This window comes from Streptomyces sp. CLV115 (assembly GCF_038448545.1).
Taxonomy (GTDB): domain Bacteria; phylum Actinomycetota; class Actinomycetes; order Streptomycetales; family Streptomycetaceae; genus Streptomyces; species Streptomyces sanglieri.
Map to the genome: position 1 here is coordinate 1 of NZ_JBCEWQ010000139.1, position 22,943 is coordinate 22,943.

Sequence of the window (22,943 nt, forward strand, 5' to 3'; positions counted from 1 at the left end):
GCCCCGCACTCCCCCGGCGCCCGGCACCCACCCGGCATCGCGGGCCACACCCGGCCGACGTACGGCGGGACTTGACGGAAACGCGCCGGAAGCCGCACGTCCGGTCCGGGCCGGATCCAGCGAGAAGGCTTCGCCGAAGCGGCGCAGGACGGGTCGCCCACCGCTTCGGCGAAGCGGCGCAGGACGGGTCGCCCACCGCTTCGCCGAGGCGGTGCGGGACGGGCTGCTCACCGCTTCGCCGAAGGGGCGCACGACCGCCTTGCGCCCGTTGTCCCGGCGCCCCTATGCTGAGTTTGTGCCGCAACTAAACAAACTGCGGACGGCCCTACCGGGGGGACCGCGCGGAAACACCGCCGCACCTTCGTCGGCCCGTCTCCGTACCGCCCTGACCGTGTTCTTCGCCCTCGACGGCTTCCTCTTCGCCGGCTGGGTGGTCCGTATCCCGGCCATCAAGCACCAGACCGGTGCGTCCGCCGCCACCCTGGGCCTGGCCCTGCTCGGAGTCTCCGCCGGTGCCGTGGTGACCATGATGCTCACCGGCCGGCTGTGCCGACGCTTCGGCAGCCATCCGGTGACCGTGGTCTGCGGCGTCCTGCTCTCCCTCTCCATCGCCCTGCCCGCGCAGACCCGTTCGGCGCTCGCGCTGGGCCTGGTACTGCTGGTCTTCGGCGCCGCGTACGGCGGGATGAACGTGGCGGTGAACAGTGCCGCGGTCGATCTGGTCGCCGCGCTCGGGCGCCCGGTGATGCCGGGCTTCCATGCCGCCTTCAGCCTCGGCGGCATGATCGGCGCCGGGCTCGGCGGACTGGTCGCGGGCGGCCTCTCCCCCGCCACCCATCTCCTGATCCTCACCGGGGTCGGGCTCCTGGTCACAGCGGTGGTGGGGCCGGTGCTGCTGCGTCACCCGGCGCCCCGGCCCCCGGTGGAGGCCGGGACCGGTGCCGCCGAGGCGCCGCGACGGCTCAGCGGAAGGGCCCGTCGGCTGGTGCTCCTGTTCGGCCTGATCGCGCTCTGCACCGCCTACGGCGAAGGCGCACTGGCCGACTGGGGCGCACTCCACCTGGAGCAGGACCTGCATGCCCACCCCGGCGTCGCGGCGGCCGGCTACTCCCTGTTCGCGCTGGCCATGACGGCGGGCCGGCTCAGCGGTACGGCGCTGCTCGAACGGCTCGGCCAGACCCGCACCCTCGTCGTGGGCGGTGCGACGGCCGCGGTCGGGATGCTGCTCGGCTCGCTCGCCCCCACCATCTGGCCGGCCCTCCTCGGCTTCGCCGTCACCGGTCTCGGCCTGGCCAACATCTTTCCGGTCGCGGTCGGCCGTGCCGGTGAGCTGGCCGGGCCCGGCGGGGTGGCCGCCGCCTCGACGCTCGGCTACGGCGGGATGCTGCTCGGGCCGCCCGCGATCGGCTTCCTGACCGACTGGTTCTCGCTCCCGGTGGCCCTCACCACCGTGGCACTGCTGGCCACCGCGGCCGCCGCGCTGGGGTACGGAGCACGCAACGCGACCCATCCGCCGGTGGCCTGAACATCCGGGCCCGAAGGCTCGTCCCGCCGGGCACAATCGGAGCCATGGAGAGCACGGAACACATCAGGTCCCTGGCCGCCGAGGGCCGGTTGCTGGCGGCCGCCGCGCACGAGGCGGGGACGGACGCCCCGGTGCCGACGTGTCCGCGGTGGCGGGTGCGCGATCTGCTGCGGCACACCGGGATGGTGCACCGCTGGGTGACCACGCTCGTCGTCGAGGGCCACACCTCGTACCACCCCGGCGGCGGGGAGCCCGATCTGGACGGGCCGTTGCTGATCGACTGGTTCCGCGAGGGCCACGGCCTCCTGGTGGACGCTCTGAACGACGCACCGGCCGGGCTGGCGTGCTGGAGCTTCCTGCCCGCGCCGTCACCCCTGGCCTTCTGGGCCCGGCGGCAGGCGCACGAGACCACGATCCACCGGGTGGACGCGGAGTCAGCCCGGGGCGGCCGGCCGTCACCGGTCCCGGCCGATCACGCGGTGGACGGGATCGACGAGCTGCTGTGCGGGTTCCACGCCCGGCCGGAGAGCCGGGTGCGCACCTCGGCACCGCGCTCCCTCCGGGTGCGCGCCACGGACGTGGACGCCTGCTGGACCGTACACCTCTCGCCGGATCCGCCACGGACCGCGAGGACGGACGGGGCGCCCGAAGAGGGGCCCGTGGACTGCGAGTTGACCGCATCGGCCGAGGAGCTCTACCTGACGCTCTGGAACCGGCTGCCGCTCGCCGCGATCACGGTGACGGGCGATGCGGAACCCGCCAGGATCTGGCGCGAGAATTCCGCGGTCACCTGGTCCTGACCACCGGGACCGGGAGTCACCGGGGCAGGACGGCGACCCGCGCCGCGCTCACTCCGCCGCCCCGTCGAGCATCCGGGCGAGCACCGACCTCTGCAGCGGCTTCACCTCGGCATGGCGCGCCCGGCCCTTCGCCGTCAGCTCCACCTGGACGCCCCGCCGGTCCTCACTGCACATTCCCCGGCGCACCAGGTCGTCCTTCTCCAGTCGCGCCACCAGACGGGACAGCGCGCTCTGGCTGAGATGGACCCTGGAGGCAAGCTCCTGTACGCGATAGGCGCAGCCGCCGCCCTCGGACGCGCTCTCCGCCAGCACGTCGAGCACCTCGAAGTCGCTGGCGCCGAGACCGTGCCGGTGCAGCTCGCGGTCGAGCTCACAGAGCGTCCTGGCGTGCAGCGCGAGGATGTCCCGCCACTCGTCGACGAGCACCCGCTCGGACTTGTTCGCTGCCATGAGCGCACGTTAGCAGAAATGACACCGATTGTTGCACCGACATTAAATGCACTTGCATTCAATGCACGTGCATGTACTGTGCTCCGCATGACCACTCCGCTCAACGTCCCCGATTCCCATGCGCGTTGGAGCCCGCGCCTGTGGGGCACGCTCCTCGTGCTCTGCGCCGCGATGTTCCTGGACGCCCTCGACGTCTCCATGGTCGGCGTCGCGCTGCCGTCCATCGCCGACGATCTCGGGCTCACCACCTCGACCCTCCAGTGGATCGTCAGCGGCTACATCCTCGGCTACGGCGGGCTGCTGCTCCTCGGCGGCCGGGCGGCCGATCTGCTGGGCCGGCGCCGGGTCTTCCTCATCGCGCTCGGTGTCTTCGCCCTCGCCTCGCTGCTCGGCGGATTCGTCGACTCCGGACCGCTGCTGATCGCCAGCCGCTTCATCAAGGGACTGAGCGCGGCGTTCACCGCGCCCGCCGGGCTCTCGATCATCACCACCACGTTCAAGGAGGGCCCGCAGCGCAATCGCGCCCTGTCCATCTACACCACCTGCGCGGCCACCGGTTTCTCCATGGGCCTGGTCCTCTCCGGCCTGCTCACCCAGCTGTCCTGGCGGTGGACGATGCTGCTGCCCGCCCCGATCGCCCTGATCGCCCTGATCGCCGGCCTCAGGCTGATCCCGCACAGCGACCGCGAGGACACCCACCGCGGCTACGACCTGCCGGGCGCCGTCACCGGCACGGGCGCCATGCTGCTGCTGGTGTTCACGGTCGTGCAGGCGCCGGAGGCCGGCTGGACCTCCGCCCGCACGCTGCTGTCGTTCCTCGCCGTCGCCGTACTGCTCACCGTCTTCGTCACCATCGAGCGGCGCACCGCGAACCCGCTGATCCGCCTCGGAGTGCTGCGCTCCGGGAGCCAGGTCAGGGCGCAGCTGGGGGCCGCGGCGTTCTTCGGCAGCTATGTGGGCTTCCAGTTCCTGGTCACCCAGTACATGCAGTCGCTGCTCGGCTGGTCCGCGCTGGAGACCGCGCTGGCCTTCCTGCCCGCGGGGGTACTGGTCGCCCTGTCCTCCACGAAGATCGGTGATGTGGTGGACCGGTTCGGGACACCGCGCGTCATCGCGGCCGGGTTCACGTCCCTCGTCGTCGGCTACGCGCTCTTCCTGCGGATCACCCTCACGCCTTCGTACGCCGTGGTGATCCTGCCGTCCATGCTGCTGCTCGGCGCGGCCTGCGCGCTGACCTTCCCCTCGCTCAACATCCAGGCCACCAACGGCGTGGACGACGACGAGCAGGGCATGGTCTCGGGCCTGCTGAACACCTCGATCCAGGTCGGCGGGGCGATCTTCCTGGCGGTCGTGACCGCGGTGATCACCGCGCACGGCAGCGGCGACGGATCGCGTCAGGCGGTCCTGGACAGCTACCGGCCCGGCCTGGTCGTGGTGACCGTGGTCGCGTTCGCCGGACTGCTGATCACGCTCACCGGACTGCGGCGCCGCCGGCCCGTTCAGCGCACCGTGCTGGTCGCATCGTCCGCGACGGACCACTCGGCGCAGGCCGCGCCGACGACGACCGCGCGGAAGGTGTCCGTGCGGGACTGACCACCGGGCGAGGGGGACGGTGCGGTGTCCGGCCGGGGTCGCTCCCCCGACGCCCGGACACCGCACCCGTACGCCGCCACGGGCTCCGCGGACTTCCGGATCAGCCGAGCCAGCCCGGCCGTACCAGCCCCGACTCGTATGCCAGCACGACGAGTTGGGCGCGGTCACGGGCGCCCAGCTTCACCATGGTGCGGCTGACGTGGGTCTTGGCGGTGAGCGGACTGACGACGAGGCGCCGCGCGATCTCCTCGTTGGAGAGACCTATGCCGACGAGCGCCATCACCTCCCGCTCCCGTTCGGTCAGCTCACCCAGCCCGGTCGCCGCCGCGGGCTCCTTGGAGCGGGCCGCGAACTCGGCGATCAGGCGCCGGGTGACCCCCGGCGACAGCAGGGCGTCACCGCCCACCACCGCCCTTACGGCGCGCAGCAGTTCATCGGGTTCGGTGTCCTTGACCAAGAAGCCGGAGGCCCCGGAGCGAATGGCCTCGAAGACGTACTCGTCGAGCTCGAAGGTGGTGAGCATGACCACCCTGACGCCGTCCAGCCGGGCGTCCCCGGTGATGGCGCGGGTCGCGGCGAGGCCGTCGAGATGCGGCATCCGGATGTCCATCAGCACGACGTCGGGCCGCAGTTCACCCACCAGGCGCACGGCCTCCGCGCCGTCGGCGGCCTCCCCGGCCACCTCGATGTCGGGCTGGGCGTCCAGCAGGGCCCGGAAGCCCGCCCGGACCAGCGACTGGTCGTCGGCGAGCAGTACGCGGATCACGGTGTCTCCTCCTCGTGTGCCGCCGTGCCGGACGAGCCGGACGGCAGCGGAAGCTCGGCGCGCACCCGGAAGCCGCCGTCGGGCCGGGGGCCGGCCTCGATCGTGCCACCCAGCGCGGCGGCCCGCTCCCGCATCCCCGCCAGCCCGTTGCCGCTGCCTCCGGCGTCGCCGTCGGTGGCGGGTCCTTCGTCGTCGATTCCGAGCAGGATGCGGCCGGGCCGGTAGCCGATCCGGACCCGTGCGGTACGCGATCCGGAGTGCCGGACCACATTGGTCAGCGCCTCCTGCACGATGCGGAAGGCGGCAAGATCCGCGCCGGGCGGCACGGCCGGCCGTTCGCCCTCGGTCTCGACGGTGACGGTCAGTCCGGTGCGCGCCGCCTGCTCGACCAGCTCGGGGAGCCGGCCGAGCCCCGGGGCCGGGGCCCTCGGCGCGTCGCCGGGGGTGCGCAGGGTGTCGAGGACCTGGCGGACCTCGCCCAGTGCCTCCTTGCTGGCTGCCTTGATGGTGGTCAGCGCCGCACGCGCCTGCTCGGGGTCGGAATCCAGCAGCGCCAGCCCCACACTCGACTGGACGTTGATGACGGAAATGCTGTGGGCCAGTACGTCATGGAGTTCGCGCGCCATCCGCAGTCTCTCCTCGTCGGCCCGGCGCTGCTCCGCGGCCTCCCGCTCCGCCCGCCGGTCCGCCCACTGCTCACGGCGTACGCGCACGAACTCGGCAGCCGCGATGATGGCGACCACCCAGGCGGCGATGCCCAGTTCCTGCCCCCAGGCCGCGGCGTGGTCGTCGGAGGGCGGCAGCCACCGGTAGAGCCAGTGCGCCACCAGGACGTGTCCCAGCCACACCATGCCCACGGCCGACCAGGCGGCCCGCCGGTGCCCCGAGACGACGGCGCTGAAGCAGCCCACGGCGACGGCCAGGAAGACGGGCCCGTACGGATAGCCGGCCGCCAGATAGATCATCGCCGCGGTCGAGCTGCCGAAGACGGCCACCACGGGGTGCCGGTGACGGACCAGGAGCACGGCGACGGCCAGGAAGAGCAGCAGCCGCGCGAACAGGTCGAGCGGGGCCCGCTCGTCCATCTGTCCCCGGGCCGCGACGGTGGAGCCGATCATGACGACGGCGCCGATCAGGATCGTCGACGGCCAGGGCAGCCGGGTGGCGAACCGTCCCGGCGCCCCGGTCAGCCACCGCGGCGGCTCGCCGTGCCCCCAGGGGGGACCGCCGCCGCTTCCGTGTGAGCGCTGCGCTTCCATGCCGGTCACGCTAGACCGCGGGCCCCGCCCCGGGCGTCAGCCGGGCGTGGTCATCACCCGTACTCCCTGGGGAGTACGTCGTACGGGAGAGCCTCAGCCGTTCTCGCCGGCGGGCAGGCCGACCGTGCGGGCCATCTCGGTGACCGCCTCCCGGAAGAAGGCCTCCCGGACCTCCACCACCCGGTGGAACTGGCCGAAGATCTCGAAGGAGATCAGCCCGAACAGCTGCGCCCAGGCGGCGATCAGCGGGGGCGCGGCCTCGGGCGGGAGGTCCGGGGCGAATTCGGCGACCATCCGCGCGGCCTCCGCGCGCAGGTCGTCGGCGAGCGGCGGCAGGGCGAGGCCGTCCGTCCGATGGGCGTCCGCGACCACGGCGATCAGGACGAGGCCGACGCGGGAGGCGGGGCCGATCGTCGCCTGCGGCGCGCTGTAGCCGGGCACCGGCGAGCCGTAGATCAGGGCGTACTCGTGGGGGTGGGCGAGGGCCCAGTCGCGGACGGCGCGGGTGACGGCGATCCAGCGGGCGAGGTGGCCGGCGGTCCCGGCCGCAGCGGCCCGGTGGGCGGCCTCGGCGTCCTCGCCCAGGGAGTCGTACGCGTCGACGATCAGAGCGGTGAGCAGCTCGTCCCGGCTGGGGAAGTAGCGGTAGACGGCGGAGGACGCCATGCCGAGCTCCCGGGCGACGGCGCGCAGCGACAGCTTCGCGGCCCCCTCGGCCACGAGTTGTTTCCTCGCCTCGTCCTTGATGGCGGCGGTGACCTCGATACGGGCCCGTTCCCTGGCTCCCCGGACAGTGCTCATAGCCAGCAGTCTGCCACGGAAGCAGAGCACCGACCAATATCGAGAGCAGTGCTCTTGCTTTTGAGCACCCGAACCGTGCACACTGATCTCAAGCGAGAGCACCGCTCTCAAAACCTTGTGGAGTCACCATGTCTCAGCCGTACTACCTCCGCGGCAGCGCCCTCAACGTCCGGATGAACGGCATCGTCGGCCGCCTCGCCCGTCACGGCCTCAGCATGTTCGGCTCGGCCGAGATGTCGGTGCGCGGACGCAAGAGCGGGCAGATGCAGCGGGTGCCCGTGAACCCCCACACGCACGAGGGCACGCAGTACCTCGTCTCCGCCCGCGGCCACTCCCAGTGGGTGCGCAACATGCGGGCGGCGGGCGGCGGCGAGCTGCGAGTGGGCCGCAAGGTCCGCGAGTTCACCGCCGTGGAGATCCCGGACGACGAGCAGAAGTCGCTGGTCATCCGCACCTACCTGAAGCGGTGGGGCTGGCAGGTCAACGACTACTTCCAGGGCGTCACCGCGGAGTCCTCGGACGCCGAACTGCTGGCCGCCTGCCCGGACCACCCGGTCTTCCGCATCTCCGTGGAGAGCTGACCGGGCGGCCCGGCAGACGGCGGTCGGGCAAGAACCTCTAGCGGTCCATCGCGTTGAGCGCCCGCTGCGCCAGCGGGTGCGTACGGACCAGTTCGCCGAGCGAGGTCGTGCCACGGGTGATCCCGGCGAACGCGTTCCACGCCGGGCGGAATCCCGTCAGCACCGCGTGCAGCACCCCCGGCCTGCGCTCGAACAGCTTCAGCATGCGCCGCCCGACACCCATCTCGACGCCCAGGCCCGCCTTGATGGCGAACGCGTAGTTCAGCGCCTGGCGGCGGGCGTCCACCGCGTCGTGCGACTCCGCGATCCGGACCGCCCACTCACCGGCCAGCCGCCCCGACCGCAGCGCGAAGGAGATCCCCTCGCGGGTCCACGGCTCCAGCAGGCCCGCCGCGTCACCGCACACCAGCACCCGCCCACGCGACAGCGGCGAGTCGTCACTGCGGCAGCGCGTCAGATGGCCGGAGGAGATCTTCGGCTCGAAACCCGCCAGGCCGAGCCGGGCGACGAAGTCCTCCAGATACCGCTTGGTTCCGGCGCCGTCGCCCCGCGCCGAGATCACGCCGACGGTCAGGACATCGCCCTTGGGGAAGACCCAGCCGTAACTGCCGGGCATCGGGCCCCAGTCGATCAGCACCCGCCCCGCCCAGTCCTCCGCGACCGTGGCCGGAACCGGGATCTCGGCCTCCAGGCCGAGGTCCACCTGGTCGAGCTTCACCCCGACATGAGCCCCTATGCGCCCCGCGCTGCCGTCGGCACCGACGACCGCGCGGGCCAGGACCGTCTCGCCGCCCGAGAGCACCACGGCGACCGTGCGCCGGTCGGGCACCGAGGCGCCGTGCTGCTCGACCCTCGTCACCGTCGCGCCGGTGCGCAGTTCGGCGCCCGCCTTCTGCGCCTCCTCGACCAGACCCGCGTCGAACTCCGGGCGGTTGATGAGCCCGAAGAGCATCCGCTTGGAGCGGCGGGTCCGTGCCAGCCTGCCGTTGAGCGAGAACGTGACCGCGTGGATCCGGTCCCGCAACGGAAGTTCGAACCCGGGCGGCAGCGAATCACGCGAAAACCCGATGATGCCGCCGCCACATGTCTTGTACCGGGGAAGCTCCGCCTTCTCAAGGAGCAGCACCCGCCGGCCGGCGACCGCCGCCGCGTATGCCGCCGAGGCTCCGGCCGGTCCGCCGCCCACTACGACGACATCCCACACGGACGACTCTTCGTGCTCCTGTACGGCGTCTGCGTTCTCGCTGCTCACGATGTGCTTCTGCTCCCGATCCCACCAGTGGCCCATGCTGCTCACGGCATCCTACGGCGCCTTGCTCCCGGCCCCCGCTGTGGGAGGATCGACCGTACGTTCGTCCCGCATGCGGCACCGCACACTCGGTGCGCATGTGGCCGGATTCGTACACATAACGTCGCACCCACGAGGAGCGTGCCCATGACCGCCCGTCCGATTTCCGAGACCATTGCCTCGCTGATGCCCCGCGCCAAGGCGGAGCTGGCCGAGTTGGTGGCCTTCCAGTCGGTGGCGGATCCCGCGCAGTTCCCGAAGAGCGAGTGCGAGGCGGCGGCCGACTGGGTCGCCGACGCGCTGCGCGCCGAGGACTTCCAGGATGTCGCCCTGCTCGACACCCCCGACGGTACCCGGTCGGTCTACGGCTTCCTGCCCGGCCCGGCCGGCGCCCCGACCGTACTGCTCTACGCGCACTACGACGTGCAGCCGCCGCTCGACGAGTCCGCCTGGCTCTCGCCCCCGTTCGAGCTGACGGAGCGGGACGGCCGCTGGTACGGCCGCGGCTCGGCCGACTGCAAGGGCGGGTTCATCATGCACCTGCTCGCCCTGCGCGCCCTCAAGGCCGACGGCGGCGTCCCGGTCTCCGTGAAGGTGATCGCCGAGGGTTCCGAGGAGCAGGGCACCGGCGGTCTGGAGCGGTACGCGGAGGCGCACCCCGAACTGCTGGCCGCCGACACCGTCGTCATCGGCGACACCGGCAACTTCCGGCTCGGTCTGCCGACGGTCACCGCGACGCTGCGCGGCATGACGATGCTGCGGGTCCAGGTGGACACCCTCGAAGGCAACCTGCACTCAGGGCAGTTCGGCGGCGCCGCCCCCGACGCGCTGGCCGCGCTGATCCAGCTGCTGGCGTCGCTGCGCGCCGAGGACGGCACCACGACCGTCGACGGGCTCGCCACGGACACCGAGTGGGACGGACTGCAGTACCCGGAGGCCGAGTTCCGCAAGGACGCGAAGGTCCTCGACGGTGTCGGGCTGATCGGCTCGGGCACGGTCGCCGATCGCATCTGGGCCCGGCCCGCGGTCACCGTCATCGGTATCGACTGCCCGCCGGTGGTCGGCGCGACGCCGTCGCTCCAGGCGAGCGCGCGGGCGCAGATCAGCCTGCGGGTCCCGCCGGGCCAGGACGCCGCCGAGGCGACCGCGCTGCTGACCGCCCACCTGAAGGCGCACGCCCCGTGGGGCGCCCGGGTCGCGGTGGAACAGGTCGGCCAGGGCCAGCCGTTCCGCGCGGACACCTCCAGCCCGGCGTACACGTCGATGGCGCAGGCCATGGAGGCCGCGTACCCGGGCGAGAAGATGCAGACGTCAGGCATGGGTGGCTCGATCCCCCTCTGCAACACCCTCGCGGCCCTGTACCCGGAGGCCGAGATCCTGCTGATCGGCCTGAGCGAGCCGGAGGCGCAGATCCACGCGGTGAACGAGAGCGTGTCGCCCCAGGAACTGGAGCGGCTGTCGATCGCCGAGGCCCTGTTCCTGCGCAACTACGCGGAGTCCAAGCAGGCCTGACCACCTGCCACCCGCCCTCCGGGCCCCGATCGAGAAAGCGGTCCGGGCCCGGACCGGGCCGCATCGTGATCGCCCATGGGCACTGCGACCACCCCGGCGCGGCGCGGGAGTTCGCCGACCGGCACGGCGCCGAGACCCTCGCCCCGACCTGGGCGCCTCGGTGATCGGGGCGACGAGGCCGCCGCTGATCCCGTCCCGCTCGACCGGGCGCAGACCGTGGACTCCTTCCGGCGGCCGGCCGCGCTGGAGCCGGGCACGGGCTGCTCCGGGCAGAGGATGCTCCGGACACGGGCGCTCGCAGCGGACGCCGCCGTGCCGACGCGCGCCTCAGCCGACCGGGACGCCCGCCTCCAGATTGAGCACGGCCGACCGCTCCCGGGCGCGCAGCGCCCAGCGAAGGCGTTCGTACCGGGTCGGAGGCAACAGGGTGGCCGCTTCCGCCTCGGTGACGAACCGCCAGCCACGCAGTTCGGAGCCGGGCAGCAGCAGCCGCTGCGCGTCCGCGCCGGTCAGCAGGCCGCCGTCGAAGAGCAGCCGCAGGCCGCCGTAGCCGGGCGGCCTGGGTGCCTCCCAGTCGACGACGAGGAGCTTCGGCACCCGGTCGAGACGGATCCCTATCTCCTCGGCCACCTCACGGATGCCGGCCTGGGCCGGTGCCTCGCCGGACTCGACGACTCCGCCGGGGAATTCCCAGCCGGGCTTGTACGTCGGGTCGACGAGCAGCACCCTGTCGTGCTCGTCGAAGAGCAGGACACCGGCCGCCACGGTCTCCGCCGTCGGCTCGGGCGTCTGCACGATCTCGCACGGGGTGGCGGCGCCGCTGCCGACCGCCTCGGCGATGCGCTCGGCCGTGCCGTACGGGGTGAGCGCGCCGGTGTCGATGGCGTAGGCGTCCTGGGTGAGCCAGCCGAGGGCCGCACGGTACGGCTCGATGTGCTGGCGGGCCCACTGCCGTACCCGGTCGCTGTGCGCCGGGTCGGCGGGATACTCCACCCGGTCGGCGATCCGTTTGCGCAGGATCGTTTCCTCGGACGAGAGCAGGACATGGCGCACCGCGATGCGCCGGGAGGCCAGCCCTCCGAAGATCTCATCGCGGTACTCCTGCCTCAGCAGAGTCATCGGCACCACCAGCACACCGGGCACCTCGGCGAGCAGGGCCGCCGCGGTGTCCACCACCAGACGCCGCCACATCGGCAGATCCTGGAAATCCGTCACCTCGGCGAGTCTCTTCTGGGGCAGCAGCTGCCGCAGCCCCGCGCCGATCAGTTCGGGGTCGTAGAAGGTGCTGTTCGGGATCAGATCGATCAGTTCACGCGCGGCGCTCGTCTTGCCCACGCCGAACGCGCCGTTGAGCCAAACGATCACGGTTCCCCCTCTTCCGTAGCCCCCTGTGGCTTGCCCGCAACACCCTGCCGCGAAAACCCGGTTGTGGCGATGCCTGCTTCCCGGACGGAACCGGCCGCCGTACGCCGCCGACGCCACCGCGAGCTGCCGCGATCTCCGGACGACCGCCGGACGGCCACATCCCTTCCACCGCACCATCACGATTTCATCACCACCGGAATATTCGAATCCTGGGCATTCGCGGGGACCGTTACGGTCATCTCTCCATGAGCCGCACCAGGGGGGACATATGTCTCAAAGTCAGCAACCGCCTTGGGGACCGCCGCCACCGCCGCCCGGCAGCACGCCGTACGGACCGCCCGAGCCGCCGGAGCGCCGTCCGAAGTGGGCGCGGAAGCGGACGGTGATCCCGGCCGCCGCCGTCCTGTTCCTCGTGGGCGTGGGCATCGGGGCCGCGGAGGGCCCCGCCGCGACGCAGAAGACCGCGGCCGCGAAGGCCGCGCCGTCCGCGACGGTGACCGCGACGGCCACGGTGACGGCCGCCCCGGCGCCGGCGGTGACCGAGACGGTGACCGCGAGACCGGAGCCGGCGCCGACCGTCACGAAGACCCGCACCGTCAGGGTGACCGTCCCTCCCCCGGCCGAGGACGACGGCTCCTCCGGCGGATCCGGTTCGGGCGGGGGCGGCGCCGGCACGTACTACGCCAACTGCACCGCCGTGCGCTCTGCCGGCGCCGCGCCCATCCACGCGGGCGAGCCCGGCTACGGTCGCCACCTCGACCGGGACGGGGACGGGGTGGCCTGCGAATAGCCGCCCGGAGCAGTCCCGCTCCCCGGTCCGGCGGCTACCCCTTGCTGGACCCGAGGGTGAGGCCCGCGATGAAGTGGCGCTGGAGCAGCAGGAAGACCACGATCGTGGGCAGGGCGACGATCACCGAGCCGGCCGCGAGCAGGTTGTAGTCGGTAAAAAACTGGCCCCTGAGGTTGTTCAGCGCCGAGGTGATGGGGAGTTTGTCGCCGTCGGAGATGAAGACCAGCGCCCAGAGGAAGTCGTTGTACATCCAGGTGAACTGGAGCGTGCCGAGCGCGGCCAGGGCCGGCCGGCACAGCGGCAGGGTGATCCGCCAGTACCGGGTCCAGACGCCCGCGCCGTCGACGACGGCCGCCTCCAGGATCTCCTGTGGAAGGGTGCGCATGAAGTTGGCCAGGACGAAGACGCAGAAGCCGAGCTGGAATCCGACCTGGACGGCGACGACGGCCCAGTACGAGTCGTACATCGTCATCGAGTCGGACATCCAGTAGGCCAGCGGGATCCGGTTGAACACCACGTACAGGGGCGTCACGATGACCTGCTGCGGCAGCAGGTTCCCGGCGGTGAAGAGCATCAGCAGGACGAGCCCGCCGCGTATCTTCAGGCGGGCCAGCGCGAAGGCCACGAACGAGGCGAGGAAGAGGGTGACGAGCACCCCCGGGACCGCGATGATCATGGTGTTGACGAAGTACTTCGTCATGCCGGAGTCGGAGAACGCCTGGCGGTAGTAGTCCAGGGAGAGGTGGCGCGGCAGCGAGAAGTAGCCGTGCTCGGCGGTCTCGTCGTACGGCCGCAGCGACGCGTACACCGCGAGCAGCAGCGGGGCGAGGAAGGCGAGGGAGACCGCCATCAGGAAGGCGTGGACGCCGATCCGGCCGGGGCGGGTCCGGCGCCGGGCGGTGCGGCGGGCGGGGGCGTCTTGCACGGTCAACGGTCTTTCTCCCCTCGGAGCTCCTGGACCAGGTAGGTCACGACGAATCCCAGGGAGACGGCCAGCAGGACGACGGCGATGGCGGAGCCGAAGCCGATCCGGCCGGCCTCGCCGATGATGTTGTCGGTGACGAGCACCGAGAGCAGTTCGAGTCCGTTGCGGCCGTGGTTGACCGCGTACACGATGTCGAACGCGCGCAGGGACTCGATGACGGTGATGACGCCGACGATGACGTTGACCGGACGCAGGGTGGGCAGGACGACGCAGAAGAAGGTCTGGGCCTCGCCCGCCCCGTCGATCGCCGCGGCCTCCTTCAGCGAGGGGTCGACGGCCTTCAGCCCGGCGAGGTAGAGGATCATCACATAGCCGGTGTGCCGCCAGGCGGCGGCGAGCAGGACCATCCAGATGTTGAGGTCCGGGTCGCCCAGCCAGTCCGTCGGTGAAGCCGTGTCGCCGATGACCGCGTTGAGGGCGCCCTGGTCGCGGGAGAAGACCAGCTGGGCGATGAATCCGACCACGGCCAGCGACAGCACGACGGGCATGTACAGCGTCGACTGGTAGAAGCGGCTGAAGCGCACTCCCCGGTCGATCAGTACGGCCAGCAGCAGTCCGAAGGGGGTGGCGACCAGGCCGAGGAAGGCGAGCCAGAGCAGATTGTGCCGGGCCGCCGGCCAGAACTGCGGGTAGTTGGTGAAGAGGTTCTCGTAGTTCCGGGTACCGACCCACTTGATCTCACCGATGCCGTCCCAGCCGGTGAAGGAGAGCGCCACGGAGGCGAGGGTCGGTCCCCAGACGATGGCGATGTCGAGCAGTACGGGTATGCCGAGCAGCACACCGAGTACGGCGAGGTCGCGGCCGGTGAACCGCCGCGAGACCCGCCGTCCGGTGCGCCGGGCCGGGATGAACGACACGGTCGGTACTCCAGGTTCGGTCGGATTGCCATCGGGTCGTCCGGGGTCAGTCGGCGGCGAAGATGGTCTTCTTCTGCCGCTCGATGTCGTTGACCAGGCCGTCCACGTCGTCCGGGTCGCTGATGAACTTCTGGATCGCCGGGATCATGACCGTGGAGGAGAAGTCGGGCCTGGTGTCCCGGTCCAGGAACTGGGAGATCTGCTTCGCCCCGGAGACCAGCTCCACGGCCTTCTTCTGGAGCGGTGAGTACGCGGAGATGTCGGCCTGGTCGCTGACCGCGATGTTGTTCGGGTCGCTCTTCAGGTAGATGTCCTCGGCCTTCCCGGTGGCCAGCCACTTGAGCAGGTCCTTGGCGCTCTCCAGGCTCTTGTCGTTCTTGAGGTTCTTCGACTTCTTGGCCAGCAGGAAGCCGTCGATGGGGGCCTCGACCGCGTCCTGCCCGTGCTCCGGGTCGATCACGGGGAAGGGGAAGAAGTCGATGTCGCCCTGTTCGCCCTTGGGGAACTGGGCGCCGGGGTGCGGCAGCCCGAAGACGGCCATGCCGGCCTCCTTCTTCTGAAGGCTGTTGGCGGCCTCCTGCCAGGTACGGCCGTTGGCCCCCTGCTGGCAGTACGGCAGGAGCCGCCGCCAGGTGTCGAACACCTCCCTGACCCGCTTGTCGGTCCAGGCCACCTCGCCCGCCATCAGGCTCTTGTGGAATTCGTAGCCGTTGGTCCGCATGTCGATGTAGTCGAAGGTGCCCATCGCGGGCCAGCCGTCCTTGTCGCAGAATGCGATGGGGTCGAGCTTGTCCTTCTTCATCTGCTCGGCGAGCGCCACGTATTCGTCGAGCGTCTTCGGTGCCTGATAGCCGCGGTCGGCGAACAGGCTCTTACGGTGGAAGACGGCCCACGGATAGTAGTAGTACGGGGTGAGGTACTGCTTGCCGTCCGCTCCGGTGGACTGGGCCCTCAGCGCGGCCGAGAAGCCTTTGTAGCCCTGCCAGTTGTCGCTGATGTCGTGCAGCAGTCCCTTTTCCGCGAAGAATTGCATCCGGTTGCCGGCGAACCACATGAAGACGTCGTCGGGCTTGCCCTGCAGATACCGGTTGATGTTCTCCTGAAAGGTGTTGTGGTCGACGGTGTTGACCTTCACCTTCCGCCCGCCCGACTGCGCCTCGTACGCGGCGAAGGCGTCGGCGAAGGCCTTCTTCGGAACCGGGTCGGAGGAATTGGACCCCAGAGTGATCGTCTTCCCGTCGCCGCCGGGGCCGCTCCCGCAGGCGGTGAGCAGCGCGGGGAGCGCCACCGCTCCGGCGCCGACGGCCGCACCGCGCAGCAGACTTCGCCGGGACATCCGATGTCCCGCGACACTTCCCGGCACACCAGACCTGTCGTAATCAGACTGCGTCATGCCCCACTCCTCCGGAGATGCAACCCAACACAACCGAACGTGCGATTGGATCTCACCCCCAAGTCATGGTGCCGTCAAGGGTTTTGACGAGATGTCGGACAACCGCCGCCACCCCTCTTCCAACAGACTTCAACACGCCTTAACGTAATCGCACGCTTTGGCGTGCACATGCTGTCATCCGATCATGGACGAGTATGGAGGAACGTAACGATGCGTCATCTTCCAACCCGTACAACCCGAGCCGGCCGTCGTGGAGTCGTCGGAGCCCTGATGGCCGGGCTGTTGTGCGCCGCGGGGACGACCGTTCCCGCCGCCGCGCACTCGCCCGCACCCGCGCCGGCATCCGTTCCCGCCGCGAACCCGCAGTCCGGAAACGGCCTTGCGCTCACCCCGCCGATGGGGTTCAACAATTGGAACTCGACGCACTGCCGGGCCGAGTTCGACGAGTCGATGGTCAAGGGAATCGCCGACATCTTCGTCGACAAGGGCCTCAAGGACGCGGGCTACAGGTACGTCAATCTCGACGACTGCTGGGCGAAACCGCAGCGCAATGCGGACGGCAAACTGGAGGCCGATCCGCAACGCTTCCCGAACGGGATCAAGGCCGTCGCGGACTATGTCCACTCCAAGGGCCTCAAAATCGGCATCTACACCAGTGCCGGCACCAAGACCTGCGACAGCGTGGGCCTCCCGGGCGCACTGGGCCATGAGTTCAGCGACGCACGGCAGTTCGCGGACTGGGGCATCGACTATCTGAAGTACGACAACTGCAACAACCAGGGCGTCGACGCGAAGGAGCGCTATACGACGATGCGGGACGCGCTGGCGGCGACCGGCAGGCCGATCGTCTACAGCATCTGCGAATGGGGCGAGAACAAGCCCTGGGAGTGGGCCGGCGAGCTCGGCAACCTCTGGCGCACGACCGGCGACATCAACGACAGCTGGGGCAGCATGCTGTCGATCATGAAGAAGAACCTGCCCCTCGCGGCCGCGGCCGGGCCGGGGCACTGGAACGACCCCGACATGCTGGAGGTCGGCAACGGCGGTATGACGGACACGGAGTACCGCACCCACTTCTCCATGTGGTCCGTGATGGCGGCACCGCTGCTCATCGGCTCCGACCTGCGCAAGGCGAGCGCGGAGACCTTCGAGATCCTCTCCAACGACGAGGTCATCGCGGTCGATCAGGACCCGCTGGGCAAGCAGGGCACCGTGCTCTCCTCCACCGACGGGCGCTGGGTGGTCGCCAAGGAGATGGGGGACGGCAGCCGCGCCGTCGCCCTGTTCAACGAGACCGGCAGCGCCCAGCGCATCGCGACGACGGCAGAGGAGGTCGGGCTGCCGAAGGCCGACGGGTACACGATGCGCGACCTGTGGGAACACAAGTCGTACAACACGGCGGGCACCCTGGCGGCGACCGTCCCCGCGCACGGGACGGTGCTGCTGCGGGTCGCCGCCGACGGCAAGTGGTCCGCGCAGCCGCCCGCCGTGGAACTCGGCCTGGAGTCAAGCCCGTTGATCGAGGCGGGACGCACCGCCACGCTGACCACGAAGGTCACCGGTCTGGGCCGCACCCCTGCCAGGAAGGTCTCGGCGCTGCTCACCGGCCCCTCGGGCTGGCAGCTGAAGGCGGTGTCGCCGACCGGTTCGCCGGCCCTGCCGACCGGCCGGTCGCTGACCACCCGCTGGCAGGTGACGGCCCCCGCCAAGGCCACCGGTGCGTACGACCTGGACTTCACCGTCCGGTACCGCTCGCCGGCCGGGACACGGGTGAGTTCCACGGTCCCGCTCCGGGCCCATGTGGTGGTCGCGCCACCGGCGGGCGGCGGCTTCATGAGCGATCTGCCGCAGCTCTCGGCGGCCAACGGCTGGGGCCCGGTCGAGAAGGACACCAGCAACGGTGAGAGCGGCGCGGGGGACGGGAATCCGCTGACGATCGGCGGCACGGTCTACGCCAAGGGCCTCGGCGTGCACGCCGACAGCGCCGTCGAGTTCTACACCGGCGGGGCGTGCGAGACCGTGACGGCACAGGTCGGTGTCGACGACGAGAAGGGCGCGAAGGGGACGGTGGCCTTCGAGGTCTGGGCCGACGGCACGAAGGTGGCGTCGACCGGCGTACTGACCAACGCGATGCCCGCCCGGGCGGTCGGCGCGGACGTGAGCGGTGCGCAGGTGGTACGCCTGGTGGTCACCGACGGCGGGGACGGCGTCGACTCCGACCACGCGGACTGGGCGGACCTGCGGATCACCTGCTGACGCAGAGGGCTCGGTGACGGGTTCCCGGGCTGCTGCCCAGGGAACCCGTCCGGCGCGATGCGCCGGCTGTGCCCGGCCGGCCCCGCACCGCCGGTGGTGGCCGTGCGGGGCCGGCCCGGTCAGCCCTGCACCGCCGCCACTCCGCCCGGCCCCACCCGCGCCGCCGCGGCGGCCGCGCCGACCAGTCCCGCGTCGGTGCCCATCACCGCCGGGGCCACCTCGATCTGCCGGATGAAGGAGAGCGTGGCGTACTGGCGCAGGGCCCGGCGCAGCGGCGTGAACAGGACGTCGCCCGCACCGGCCACTCCCCCGCCGATCACCGCGATGTCGATCTCGACGAGCGTGGCGGTGGCGGCGATCCCGGCGGCCAGCGCCTGAGCGGCGCGTTCGAACGAGGCGAGGGCGATCCGGTCCCCGGCGCGCGCCGAGGCGGCCACTGCGGCGGCCGAGGCATCGCCCTCCGGCCCGGGCCGCCAGCCCGCCTCCAGCGCCCGGCGGGCGATGTTCGGGCCGCTGGCGATGCGCTCGACACAGCCGCGCGAACCGCACGGGCAGGGGTCGCCGTCCAGGTCCACACAGACATGGCCGATGTGCCCGGCGTTGCCCGTCGGACCTGGGTGCAGCCTGCCGCCGAGGACGAGCCCGCCGCCGACACCGGTCGACACCACCATGCAGAGCGCGTTGTCGTAGCCGCGGGCGGCGCCCAGCCAGTGCTCGGCGGCCGTCATCGCGACCCCGTCGCCGACCAGCTCGACGGGCAGCCCGCCGACCGCCTTGCCGACCCTTTCCACCAGCGGGAAGTCCCGCCAGCCGGGGACGTTGACCGGGCTGACCGTACCGGCCGAGGCGTCCACCGGGCCCGCGCTGCCGATGCCGACCGCCGTCGCCCGCCCCCACAGCGGAGAGCCGGACAGCTCGGCGAGGACCTCCGTCACCGCCCCCATCACCGACTCGGCGCCCTCGCGGGCGGGCGTCGGCCGCTGCGCCCGTACGAGGAGCGAGCCGTCGCCGTCCACCAACGCGGCGGCGATCTTGGTACCGCCGATGTCCAGCGCGGCGACGAGGTCGGTATGCATCGGTGTGGCTCCGTGAGTAGAGGGCGGGGACCTGCGGCTTCAGGAAAACAGTCTGCTCAGTCTCCATTCAGCTGACAACGTTGTCCAGGGCCTATGCTCGTCGGCACAGCCTCCGGCCGCCCCGTGACACCGTCCACGGATCCGCCGGACCCTCCCGCCCCCGAGGACAGGACAGCGCACCGTGGCCGAGACCGCCCGTCACTCCGAGACCCGGTACGGCAACCGGCCGACCATGAAGGACGTGGCCGCCCGCGCCGGAGTGGGGCTCAAGACGGTCTCGCGCGTGGTGAACAGTGAGCCGGGGGTCACGCCCGACACCGAGCGCCGGGTCCAGGAGGCGATCGAGGCGCTCGGCTTCCGGCGCAACGACAGCGCGCGCGTCCTGCGCAAGGGCCGCACCGCCTCGATCGGCCTGGTCCTGGAGGATCTCGCGGACCCGTTCTACGGGCCGCTGAGCCGGGCCGTTGAGGAGGTCGCCCGCGCACACGGCGCCCTGCTCATCAACGGGTCGAGCGCCGAGGACCCGGAGCGCGAGCAGGAGCTGGTGCTGGCGCTGTGCGCGCGCCGGGTGGACGGGCTGATCGTGATCCCCGCCGGCGACGACCACCGCTATCTGGAGCCGGAGATAAAGGCGGGCGTCGCCACCGTCTTCGTGGACCGCCCGGCGGGCCGGATCGACGCCGACATGGTGCTCTCCGACAGCTACGGCGGCGCCCGCGAGGGCGTCGCCCATCTGATCGCGCACGGTCACCGCCGGATCGGCTTCATCGGTGACCAGCCGCGCATCCACACCGCGACGGAGCGCCTGCGCGGGTATCACGCGGCGATGTCGGACGCCGGGATCACCGTGGAGGATTTCTGGGTCTCGCTGGGCTCCACCGTGCCCGCGCGGGTCAGGGCCGCCGCCGAGGCGATGCTCGCGGGCCCGGAGCCGGTCACGGCCCTCTTCGCCGGCAACAACCGGGTGACGGTCACCGTCGTGCGCGTACTGGCGGAGCAGGACCGCCGGATCGCCCTGGTCGGCTTCGACGACATCGAACTCGCCGACCTCCTCGGCATCACCGTCATCTCCCAGGACGCCGCGGCCGTGGGCCGCACGGCGGCCGAGCACCTCTTCCGCCGCCTGGACGGCGCGGACCACGCCCCGGCGCGGGTGGAGCTGCCGACGTACCTCGTCCCCCGCGGCTCCGGCGAACTGCCGCCCGCCTGAACGGGGCGGGCCGACGGCCCCGGGGCGGCTCCTGACGCGGCCCGGGACATCCTGGCCGCGGTCGCGGAGGTGTTCCTCGCGGCCGAACCGGTCGTCCAGCCGGGTGCCGGGCACTTCCCCGTGGCTCGACGACCGCGGCTGCATCAGGGGGCGCCGAGCCTTCCTCCAGGGGTGACGCACGGGCCGCGGGGCCCGCGCCCTACGGTGCCGTGACCGTCAGTCCCCCGCGCCGGGGCGAGGCGAACGCGTCCAGGTCGTCCCGCGTCAGCCCGGTCAGCCGGGCGACCTCGGCGGTGTCCAGGGCCCCGCAGTCGATGCCGCGCAGCAGGTAGCCGCTGAGGGCCTTGGCGGTGGCGGGCTCGTCCATGACGTCGCCGCCGGCCTTGGCCACGTACGCGGCGAGGCGGGCGGCGGCCTGTTCCAGGCCCTCGCGGTAGAAGGTGTAGACGGCTGCGTACCGGGTCGGCAGGTGGCCCGGGTGCATGTCCCAGCCCTGGTAGTAGGCGCGGGCCAGGGCACGGCGGGTGAGGCCGTAGTGGAGCCGCCAGGCCTCGTGGACCTGGGACGTGGGGCCGATCGGGAGGACGTTGGTGGAGCCGTCCGAGACCCGTACGCCGGTGCCGGCGGCGGCGACCTGCATGACTGCCTTGGCGTGGTCGGCGGCCGGATGGTCGCTCGCCTGGTAGGCGGCGCTGACGCCGACGCAGGCGCTGTAGTCGAAGGTGCCGTAGTGCAGGCCGGTGGCCCGGCCCCGCGCCGCGTCGATCATGCGGGCGACGGCGGCGGTGCCGTCGGCGGCGAGGATGGACTGGCTCGTCTCGATCTGGATCTCGAAGCCGAGCCGCCCGGCGGGCAGCCCGTGCGCCTCCTCGAACGCTTCGAGCAGCCGGACGAAGGCGGTGACCTGCTCCGGGTACGTCACCTTGGGCAGCGTGAGGACCAGTCCGTCGGGCAGGCCGCCGGCCTGCATCAGGCCGGTGAGGAAGATGTCCGTGGTGCGGATGCCCCGGTCACGTACGGCGGCCTCCATGCACTTCATCCGGATGCCCATGCAGGGGGCCGCGGTGCCGTTCGCGAAGGCCTGCGAGACCAGCCGGGCGGCGCGGGCGGCGGCCTCGTCCTCCTCCGCGTCGGGCCGGGCGCCGTAGCCGTCCTCGAAGTCGATGCGCAGGTCCTCGACCGGCTCGCGCTCCAGCTTGGCGCGCATCCGGTCGTGGACCGGCCCGGCGAGCTCGTCCGGGATGCCGAGGACCGCGGCGAACGAGGCTGCGTCGGGAGCGTGCTCGTCGAGGGCGTTCAGGGCCTGGTCGCCCCAGGAGCGGATGGTGCCCTCGTCGAACGTGTCGCCGGGTACGTAGACCGTGTGGACCGGCTGGCGCGTGCCCGGGTCACCCGGGTAGCGGCGTGCGAGCTCGGCGTCCACCGCGGTGAGGGAGGCGCTGATCTCCTCGCTGACCGCACCGGCGAGGCTCGTTGCCACCTTCTCCTGCTGACCCATTTCCACACCCTCCACAGTCGCTCTGTTTCCGCTTCCCGGAATCAACAATCCGTATAGTGAAGCTATAAGGCCGTCGGACCTGCGTCAATGGTGATCGGAAACGGTCCGGGGCCGTGCGGTGCGTGTGCACCGTACGGCCCCGGACCGTCGGGAAAGGGAGGAAGTGGTCGCGGGTCAGCCCTTGCGGGACTTGACCTCGTCGGTGAGCTGGGGAACGACCTGGAAGAGGTCGCCGACGACGCCGTAGTCGACGAGGTCGAAGATCGGGGCCTCGGCGTCCTTGTTGATCGCGACGATCGTCTTCGAGGTCTGCATCCCGGCCCGGTGCTGGATCGCACCCGAGATCCCCGACGCGATGTACAGCTGCGGCGACACCGACTTGCCGGTCTGCCCGACCTGGCTGGAATGCGGATACCAGCCCGCGTCCACCGCCGCCCGCGACGCACCCACCGCCGCACCCAGCGAGTCCGCGAGCGCCTCGATCAACGCGAAGTTCTCCGCACCGTTGACCCCACGCCCGCCCGAGACCACGATCGCGGCCTCCGTCAGCTCCGGACGCCCCGTCGACTCCCGCGGCGTACGCGCAACGACCCTCGTACCCGTCGCCTGCGCCGAGAACGCCACCGCCAGGGTCTCCACCGCACCCGCCGCCCCGGCCGCCTCGACCGGCGCCGAGTTCGGCTTCACCGTGATCACCGGCGTACCCCGCGACACCCGCGACCGCGTCGTGAACGACGCCGCGAACACCGCCTGCGTGGCCACCGGACCCTCCTCACCGGCCTCCAGATCCACCGCATCGGTGATCAGACCAGAACCGATCCGCACCGCGAGCCGCGCCGCGATCTCCTTGCCCTCCGCCGACGACGGCACCAGCACCGCCACCGGCGACACCGCCTCGAACGCCGCCTGCAACGCATCCACCTTCGGCACGACCAGAT

General features: G+C 71.5%; 21 protein-coding genes. 8 read left to right on the plus strand and 13 right to left on the minus strand.

Annotation, left to right across the window (positions count from 1 at the left end):
• Positions 1 to 295: 295 nt before the first annotated feature.
• Positions 296 to 1,525: an MFS transporter gene (locus tag AADR41_RS32870; RefSeq protein WP_342285375.1), complete on the plus strand. Its 1,230-nt coding sequence runs from the start codon at positions 296 to 298 to the stop codon at positions 1,523 to 1,525.
• Between the two features lie 44 nt (positions 1,526 to 1,569).
• On the plus strand, positions 1,570 to 2,325 hold the full coding sequence (locus tag AADR41_RS32875) for a maleylpyruvate isomerase family mycothiol-dependent enzyme (RefSeq protein WP_342285376.1): 756 nt from the start codon (positions 1,570 to 1,572) through the stop codon (positions 2,323 to 2,325).
• A gap of 48 nt (positions 2,326 to 2,373) precedes the next feature.
• On the opposite strand, the gene AADR41_RS32880 is transcribed toward AADR41_RS32875, so the two are convergent.
• Positions 2,374 to 2,775 carry a MarR family winged helix-turn-helix transcriptional regulator gene (locus AADR41_RS32880; protein WP_342285377.1) on the minus strand — a complete coding sequence of 134 codons (402 nt, stop codon included), beginning with the start codon at positions 2,773 to 2,775 and terminating at the stop codon, positions 2,374 to 2,376.
• Between the two features lie 87 nt (positions 2,776 to 2,862).
• On the opposite strand from AADR41_RS32880, the gene AADR41_RS32885 reads away from it, so the two are divergent.
• Positions 2,863 to 4,368 (plus strand): MFS transporter, encoded by a 1,506-nt coding sequence (locus AADR41_RS32885; protein ID WP_342285379.1) that lies wholly within the window; start codon positions 2,863 to 2,865, stop codon positions 4,366 to 4,368.
• 100 nt (positions 4,369 to 4,468) lie between these two features.
• Here AADR41_RS32885 and AADR41_RS32890 read toward each other — a convergent pair whose 3' ends face one another.
• From AADR41_RS32890 to AADR41_RS32900, 3 genes are all read right to left on the minus strand, one after another.
• Positions 4,469 to 5,134 carry a response regulator transcription factor gene (locus tag AADR41_RS32890; RefSeq protein ID WP_342285381.1) on the minus strand — a complete coding sequence of 222 codons (666 nt, stop codon included), beginning with the start codon at positions 5,132 to 5,134 and terminating at the stop codon, positions 4,469 to 4,471.
• On the minus strand, positions 5,131 to 6,393 hold the full coding sequence (locus AADR41_RS32895) for a sensor histidine kinase (protein WP_342285383.1): 1,263 nt from the start codon (positions 6,391 to 6,393) through the stop codon (positions 5,131 to 5,133). Before AADR41_RS32895 ends, AADR41_RS32890 begins: the two co-directional genes overlap by 4 nt.
• A 93-nt stretch (positions 6,394 to 6,486) precedes the next feature.
• Complete coding sequence (locus AADR41_RS32900; RefSeq protein ID WP_342285385.1) at positions 6,487 to 7,194, minus strand: TetR/AcrR family transcriptional regulator; 708 nt, start codon at positions 7,192 to 7,194, stop codon at positions 6,487 to 6,489.
• A gap of 128 nt (positions 7,195 to 7,322) precedes the next feature.
• On the opposite strand from AADR41_RS32900, the gene AADR41_RS32905 reads away from it, so the two are divergent.
• The gene (locus AADR41_RS32905; protein ID WP_342285387.1) at positions 7,323 to 7,775 is read left to right on the plus strand and encodes a nitroreductase family deazaflavin-dependent oxidoreductase; all 453 of its coding nucleotides are present in this window, start codon (positions 7,323 to 7,325) and stop codon (positions 7,773 to 7,775) included.
• 37 nt (positions 7,776 to 7,812) lie between these two features.
• On the opposite strand, the gene AADR41_RS32910 is transcribed toward AADR41_RS32905, so the two are convergent.
• Positions 7,813 to 9,027, minus strand: a complete 1,215-nt coding sequence (locus AADR41_RS32910; protein WP_266918100.1) for a geranylgeranyl reductase family protein — start codon at positions 9,025 to 9,027, stop codon at positions 7,813 to 7,815.
• A 183-nt stretch (positions 9,028 to 9,210) separates the two neighbouring features.
• On the opposite strand from AADR41_RS32910, the gene AADR41_RS32915 reads away from it, so the two are divergent.
• A complete protein-coding gene (locus AADR41_RS32915; RefSeq protein ID WP_342285390.1) occupies positions 9,211 to 10,575 on the plus strand; it encodes a dipeptidase in 1,365 nt (454 codons plus the stop codon).
• Positions 10,576 to 10,902: 327 nt separating this feature from the next.
• On the opposite strand, the gene AADR41_RS32920 is transcribed toward AADR41_RS32915, so the two are convergent.
• A complete protein-coding gene (locus tag AADR41_RS32920; RefSeq protein ID WP_342285392.1) occupies positions 10,903 to 11,940 on the minus strand; it encodes an NUDIX hydrolase in 1,038 nt (345 codons plus the stop codon).
• A 279-nt stretch (positions 11,941 to 12,219) separates the two neighbouring features.
• Positions 12,220 to 12,522 (minus strand): hypothetical protein, encoded by a 303-nt coding sequence (locus AADR41_RS32925; RefSeq protein ID WP_342285393.1) that lies wholly within the window; start codon positions 12,520 to 12,522, stop codon positions 12,220 to 12,222.
• A 19-nt stretch (positions 12,523 to 12,541) separates the two neighbouring features.
• Between AADR41_RS32925 and AADR41_RS32930 the strand changes: the two genes are divergently transcribed.
• A complete protein-coding gene (locus AADR41_RS32930) occupies positions 12,542 to 12,730 on the plus strand; it encodes an excalibur calcium-binding domain-containing protein (RefSeq protein WP_342285394.1) in 189 nt (62 codons plus the stop codon).
• A 34-nt stretch (positions 12,731 to 12,764) separates the two neighbouring features.
• On the opposite strand, the gene AADR41_RS32935 is transcribed toward AADR41_RS32930, so the two are convergent.
• Genes AADR41_RS32935 through AADR41_RS32945 form a run of 3 tightly spaced genes read right to left on the minus strand, consistent with a single transcriptional unit; the run spans position 12,765 to position 15,908 of the window.
• Positions 12,765 to 13,661 (minus strand): carbohydrate ABC transporter permease, encoded by an 897-nt coding sequence (locus AADR41_RS32935; protein ID WP_342285395.1) that lies wholly within the window; start codon positions 13,659 to 13,661, stop codon positions 12,765 to 12,767.
• A complete protein-coding gene (locus AADR41_RS32940; protein WP_342285396.1) occupies positions 13,658 to 14,572 on the minus strand; it encodes a carbohydrate ABC transporter permease in 915 nt (304 codons plus the stop codon). The genes AADR41_RS32935 and AADR41_RS32940 overlap by 4 nt, the downstream gene beginning before the upstream one ends.
• Before the next feature lie 46 nt (positions 14,573 to 14,618).
• On the minus strand, positions 14,619 to 15,908 hold the full coding sequence (locus AADR41_RS32945; protein WP_342285397.1) for an ABC transporter substrate-binding protein: 1,290 nt from the start codon (positions 15,906 to 15,908) through the stop codon (positions 14,619 to 14,621).
• Between the two features lie 267 nt (positions 15,909 to 16,175).
• Between AADR41_RS32945 and AADR41_RS32950 the strand changes: the two genes are divergently transcribed.
• Complete coding sequence (locus tag AADR41_RS32950; protein ID WP_342285398.1) at positions 16,176 to 18,221, plus strand: NPCBM/NEW2 domain-containing protein; 2,046 nt, start codon at positions 16,176 to 16,178, stop codon at positions 18,219 to 18,221.
• A gap of 119 nt (positions 18,222 to 18,340) precedes the next feature.
• Here the strand turns inward: AADR41_RS32950 and AADR41_RS32955 are convergent, their stop codons facing one another.
• On the minus strand, positions 18,341 to 19,297 hold the full coding sequence (locus tag AADR41_RS32955) for an ROK family protein (RefSeq protein WP_342285399.1): 957 nt from the start codon (positions 19,295 to 19,297) through the stop codon (positions 18,341 to 18,343).
• A 181-nt stretch (positions 19,298 to 19,478) separates the two neighbouring features.
• Between AADR41_RS32955 and AADR41_RS32960 the strand changes: the two genes are divergently transcribed.
• A complete protein-coding gene (locus AADR41_RS32960) occupies positions 19,479 to 20,507 on the plus strand; it encodes a LacI family DNA-binding transcriptional regulator (protein WP_342285400.1) in 1,029 nt (342 codons plus the stop codon).
• Positions 20,508 to 20,706: 199 nt separating this feature from the next.
• Here the strand turns inward: AADR41_RS32960 and AADR41_RS32965 are convergent, their stop codons facing one another.
• Together AADR41_RS32965 and AADR41_RS32970 are read right to left on the minus strand one after the other, a co-directional pair.
• Positions 20,707 to 22,005, minus strand: coding sequence for a DUF6986 family protein (locus AADR41_RS32965; protein WP_342285401.1), 1,299 nt, complete (start codon positions 22,003 to 22,005; stop codon positions 20,707 to 20,709).
• A gap of 174 nt (positions 22,006 to 22,179) precedes the next feature.
• Positions 22,180 to 22,943 (minus strand): electron transfer flavoprotein subunit alpha/FixB family protein (locus AADR41_RS32970; protein WP_342285402.1); only part of this gene is annotated, 764 nt, incomplete at its 5' end.

Excerpts from the sequence above, each read along its gene's own strand:
- AADR41_RS32955 (WP_342285399.1), bottom strand. The coding sequence starts at position 19,297 with ATGCATACCGACCTCGTCGCCGCGCTGGACATCGGCGGTACCAAGATC.
- AADR41_RS32905 (WP_342285387.1), top strand. The coding sequence starts at position 7,323 with ATGTCTCAGCCGTACTACCTCCGCGGCAGCGCCCTCAACGTCCGGATG.
- AADR41_RS32945 (WP_342285397.1), bottom strand. The coding sequence starts at position 15,908 with ATGTCCCGGCGAAGTCTGCTGCGCGGTGCGGCCGTCGGCGCCGGAGCG.
- AADR41_RS32965 (WP_342285401.1), bottom strand. The coding sequence starts at position 22,005 with ATGGGTCAGCAGGAGAAGGTGGCAACGAGCCTCGCCGGTGCGGTCAGC.
- AADR41_RS32900 (WP_342285385.1), bottom strand. The coding sequence starts at position 7,194 with ATGAGCACTGTCCGGGGAGCCAGGGAACGGGCCCGTATCGAGGTCACC.
- AADR41_RS32875 (WP_342285376.1), top strand. The coding sequence starts at position 1,570 with ATGGAGAGCACGGAACACATCAGGTCCCTGGCCGCCGAGGGCCGGTTG.
- AADR41_RS32895 (WP_342285383.1), bottom strand. The coding sequence starts at position 6,393 with ATGGAAGCGCAGCGCTCACACGGAAGCGGCGGCGGTCCCCCCTGGGGG.
- AADR41_RS32885 (WP_342285379.1), top strand. The coding sequence starts at position 2,863 with ATGACCACTCCGCTCAACGTCCCCGATTCCCATGCGCGTTGGAGCCCG.
- AADR41_RS32950 (WP_342285398.1), top strand. The coding sequence starts at position 16,176 with ATGCGTCATCTTCCAACCCGTACAACCCGAGCCGGCCGTCGTGGAGTC.
- AADR41_RS32915 (WP_342285390.1), top strand. The coding sequence starts at position 9,211 with ATGACCGCCCGTCCGATTTCCGAGACCATTGCCTCGCTGATGCCCCGC.
- AADR41_RS32880 (WP_342285377.1), bottom strand. The coding sequence starts at position 2,775 with ATGGCAGCGAACAAGTCCGAGCGGGTGCTCGTCGACGAGTGGCGGGAC.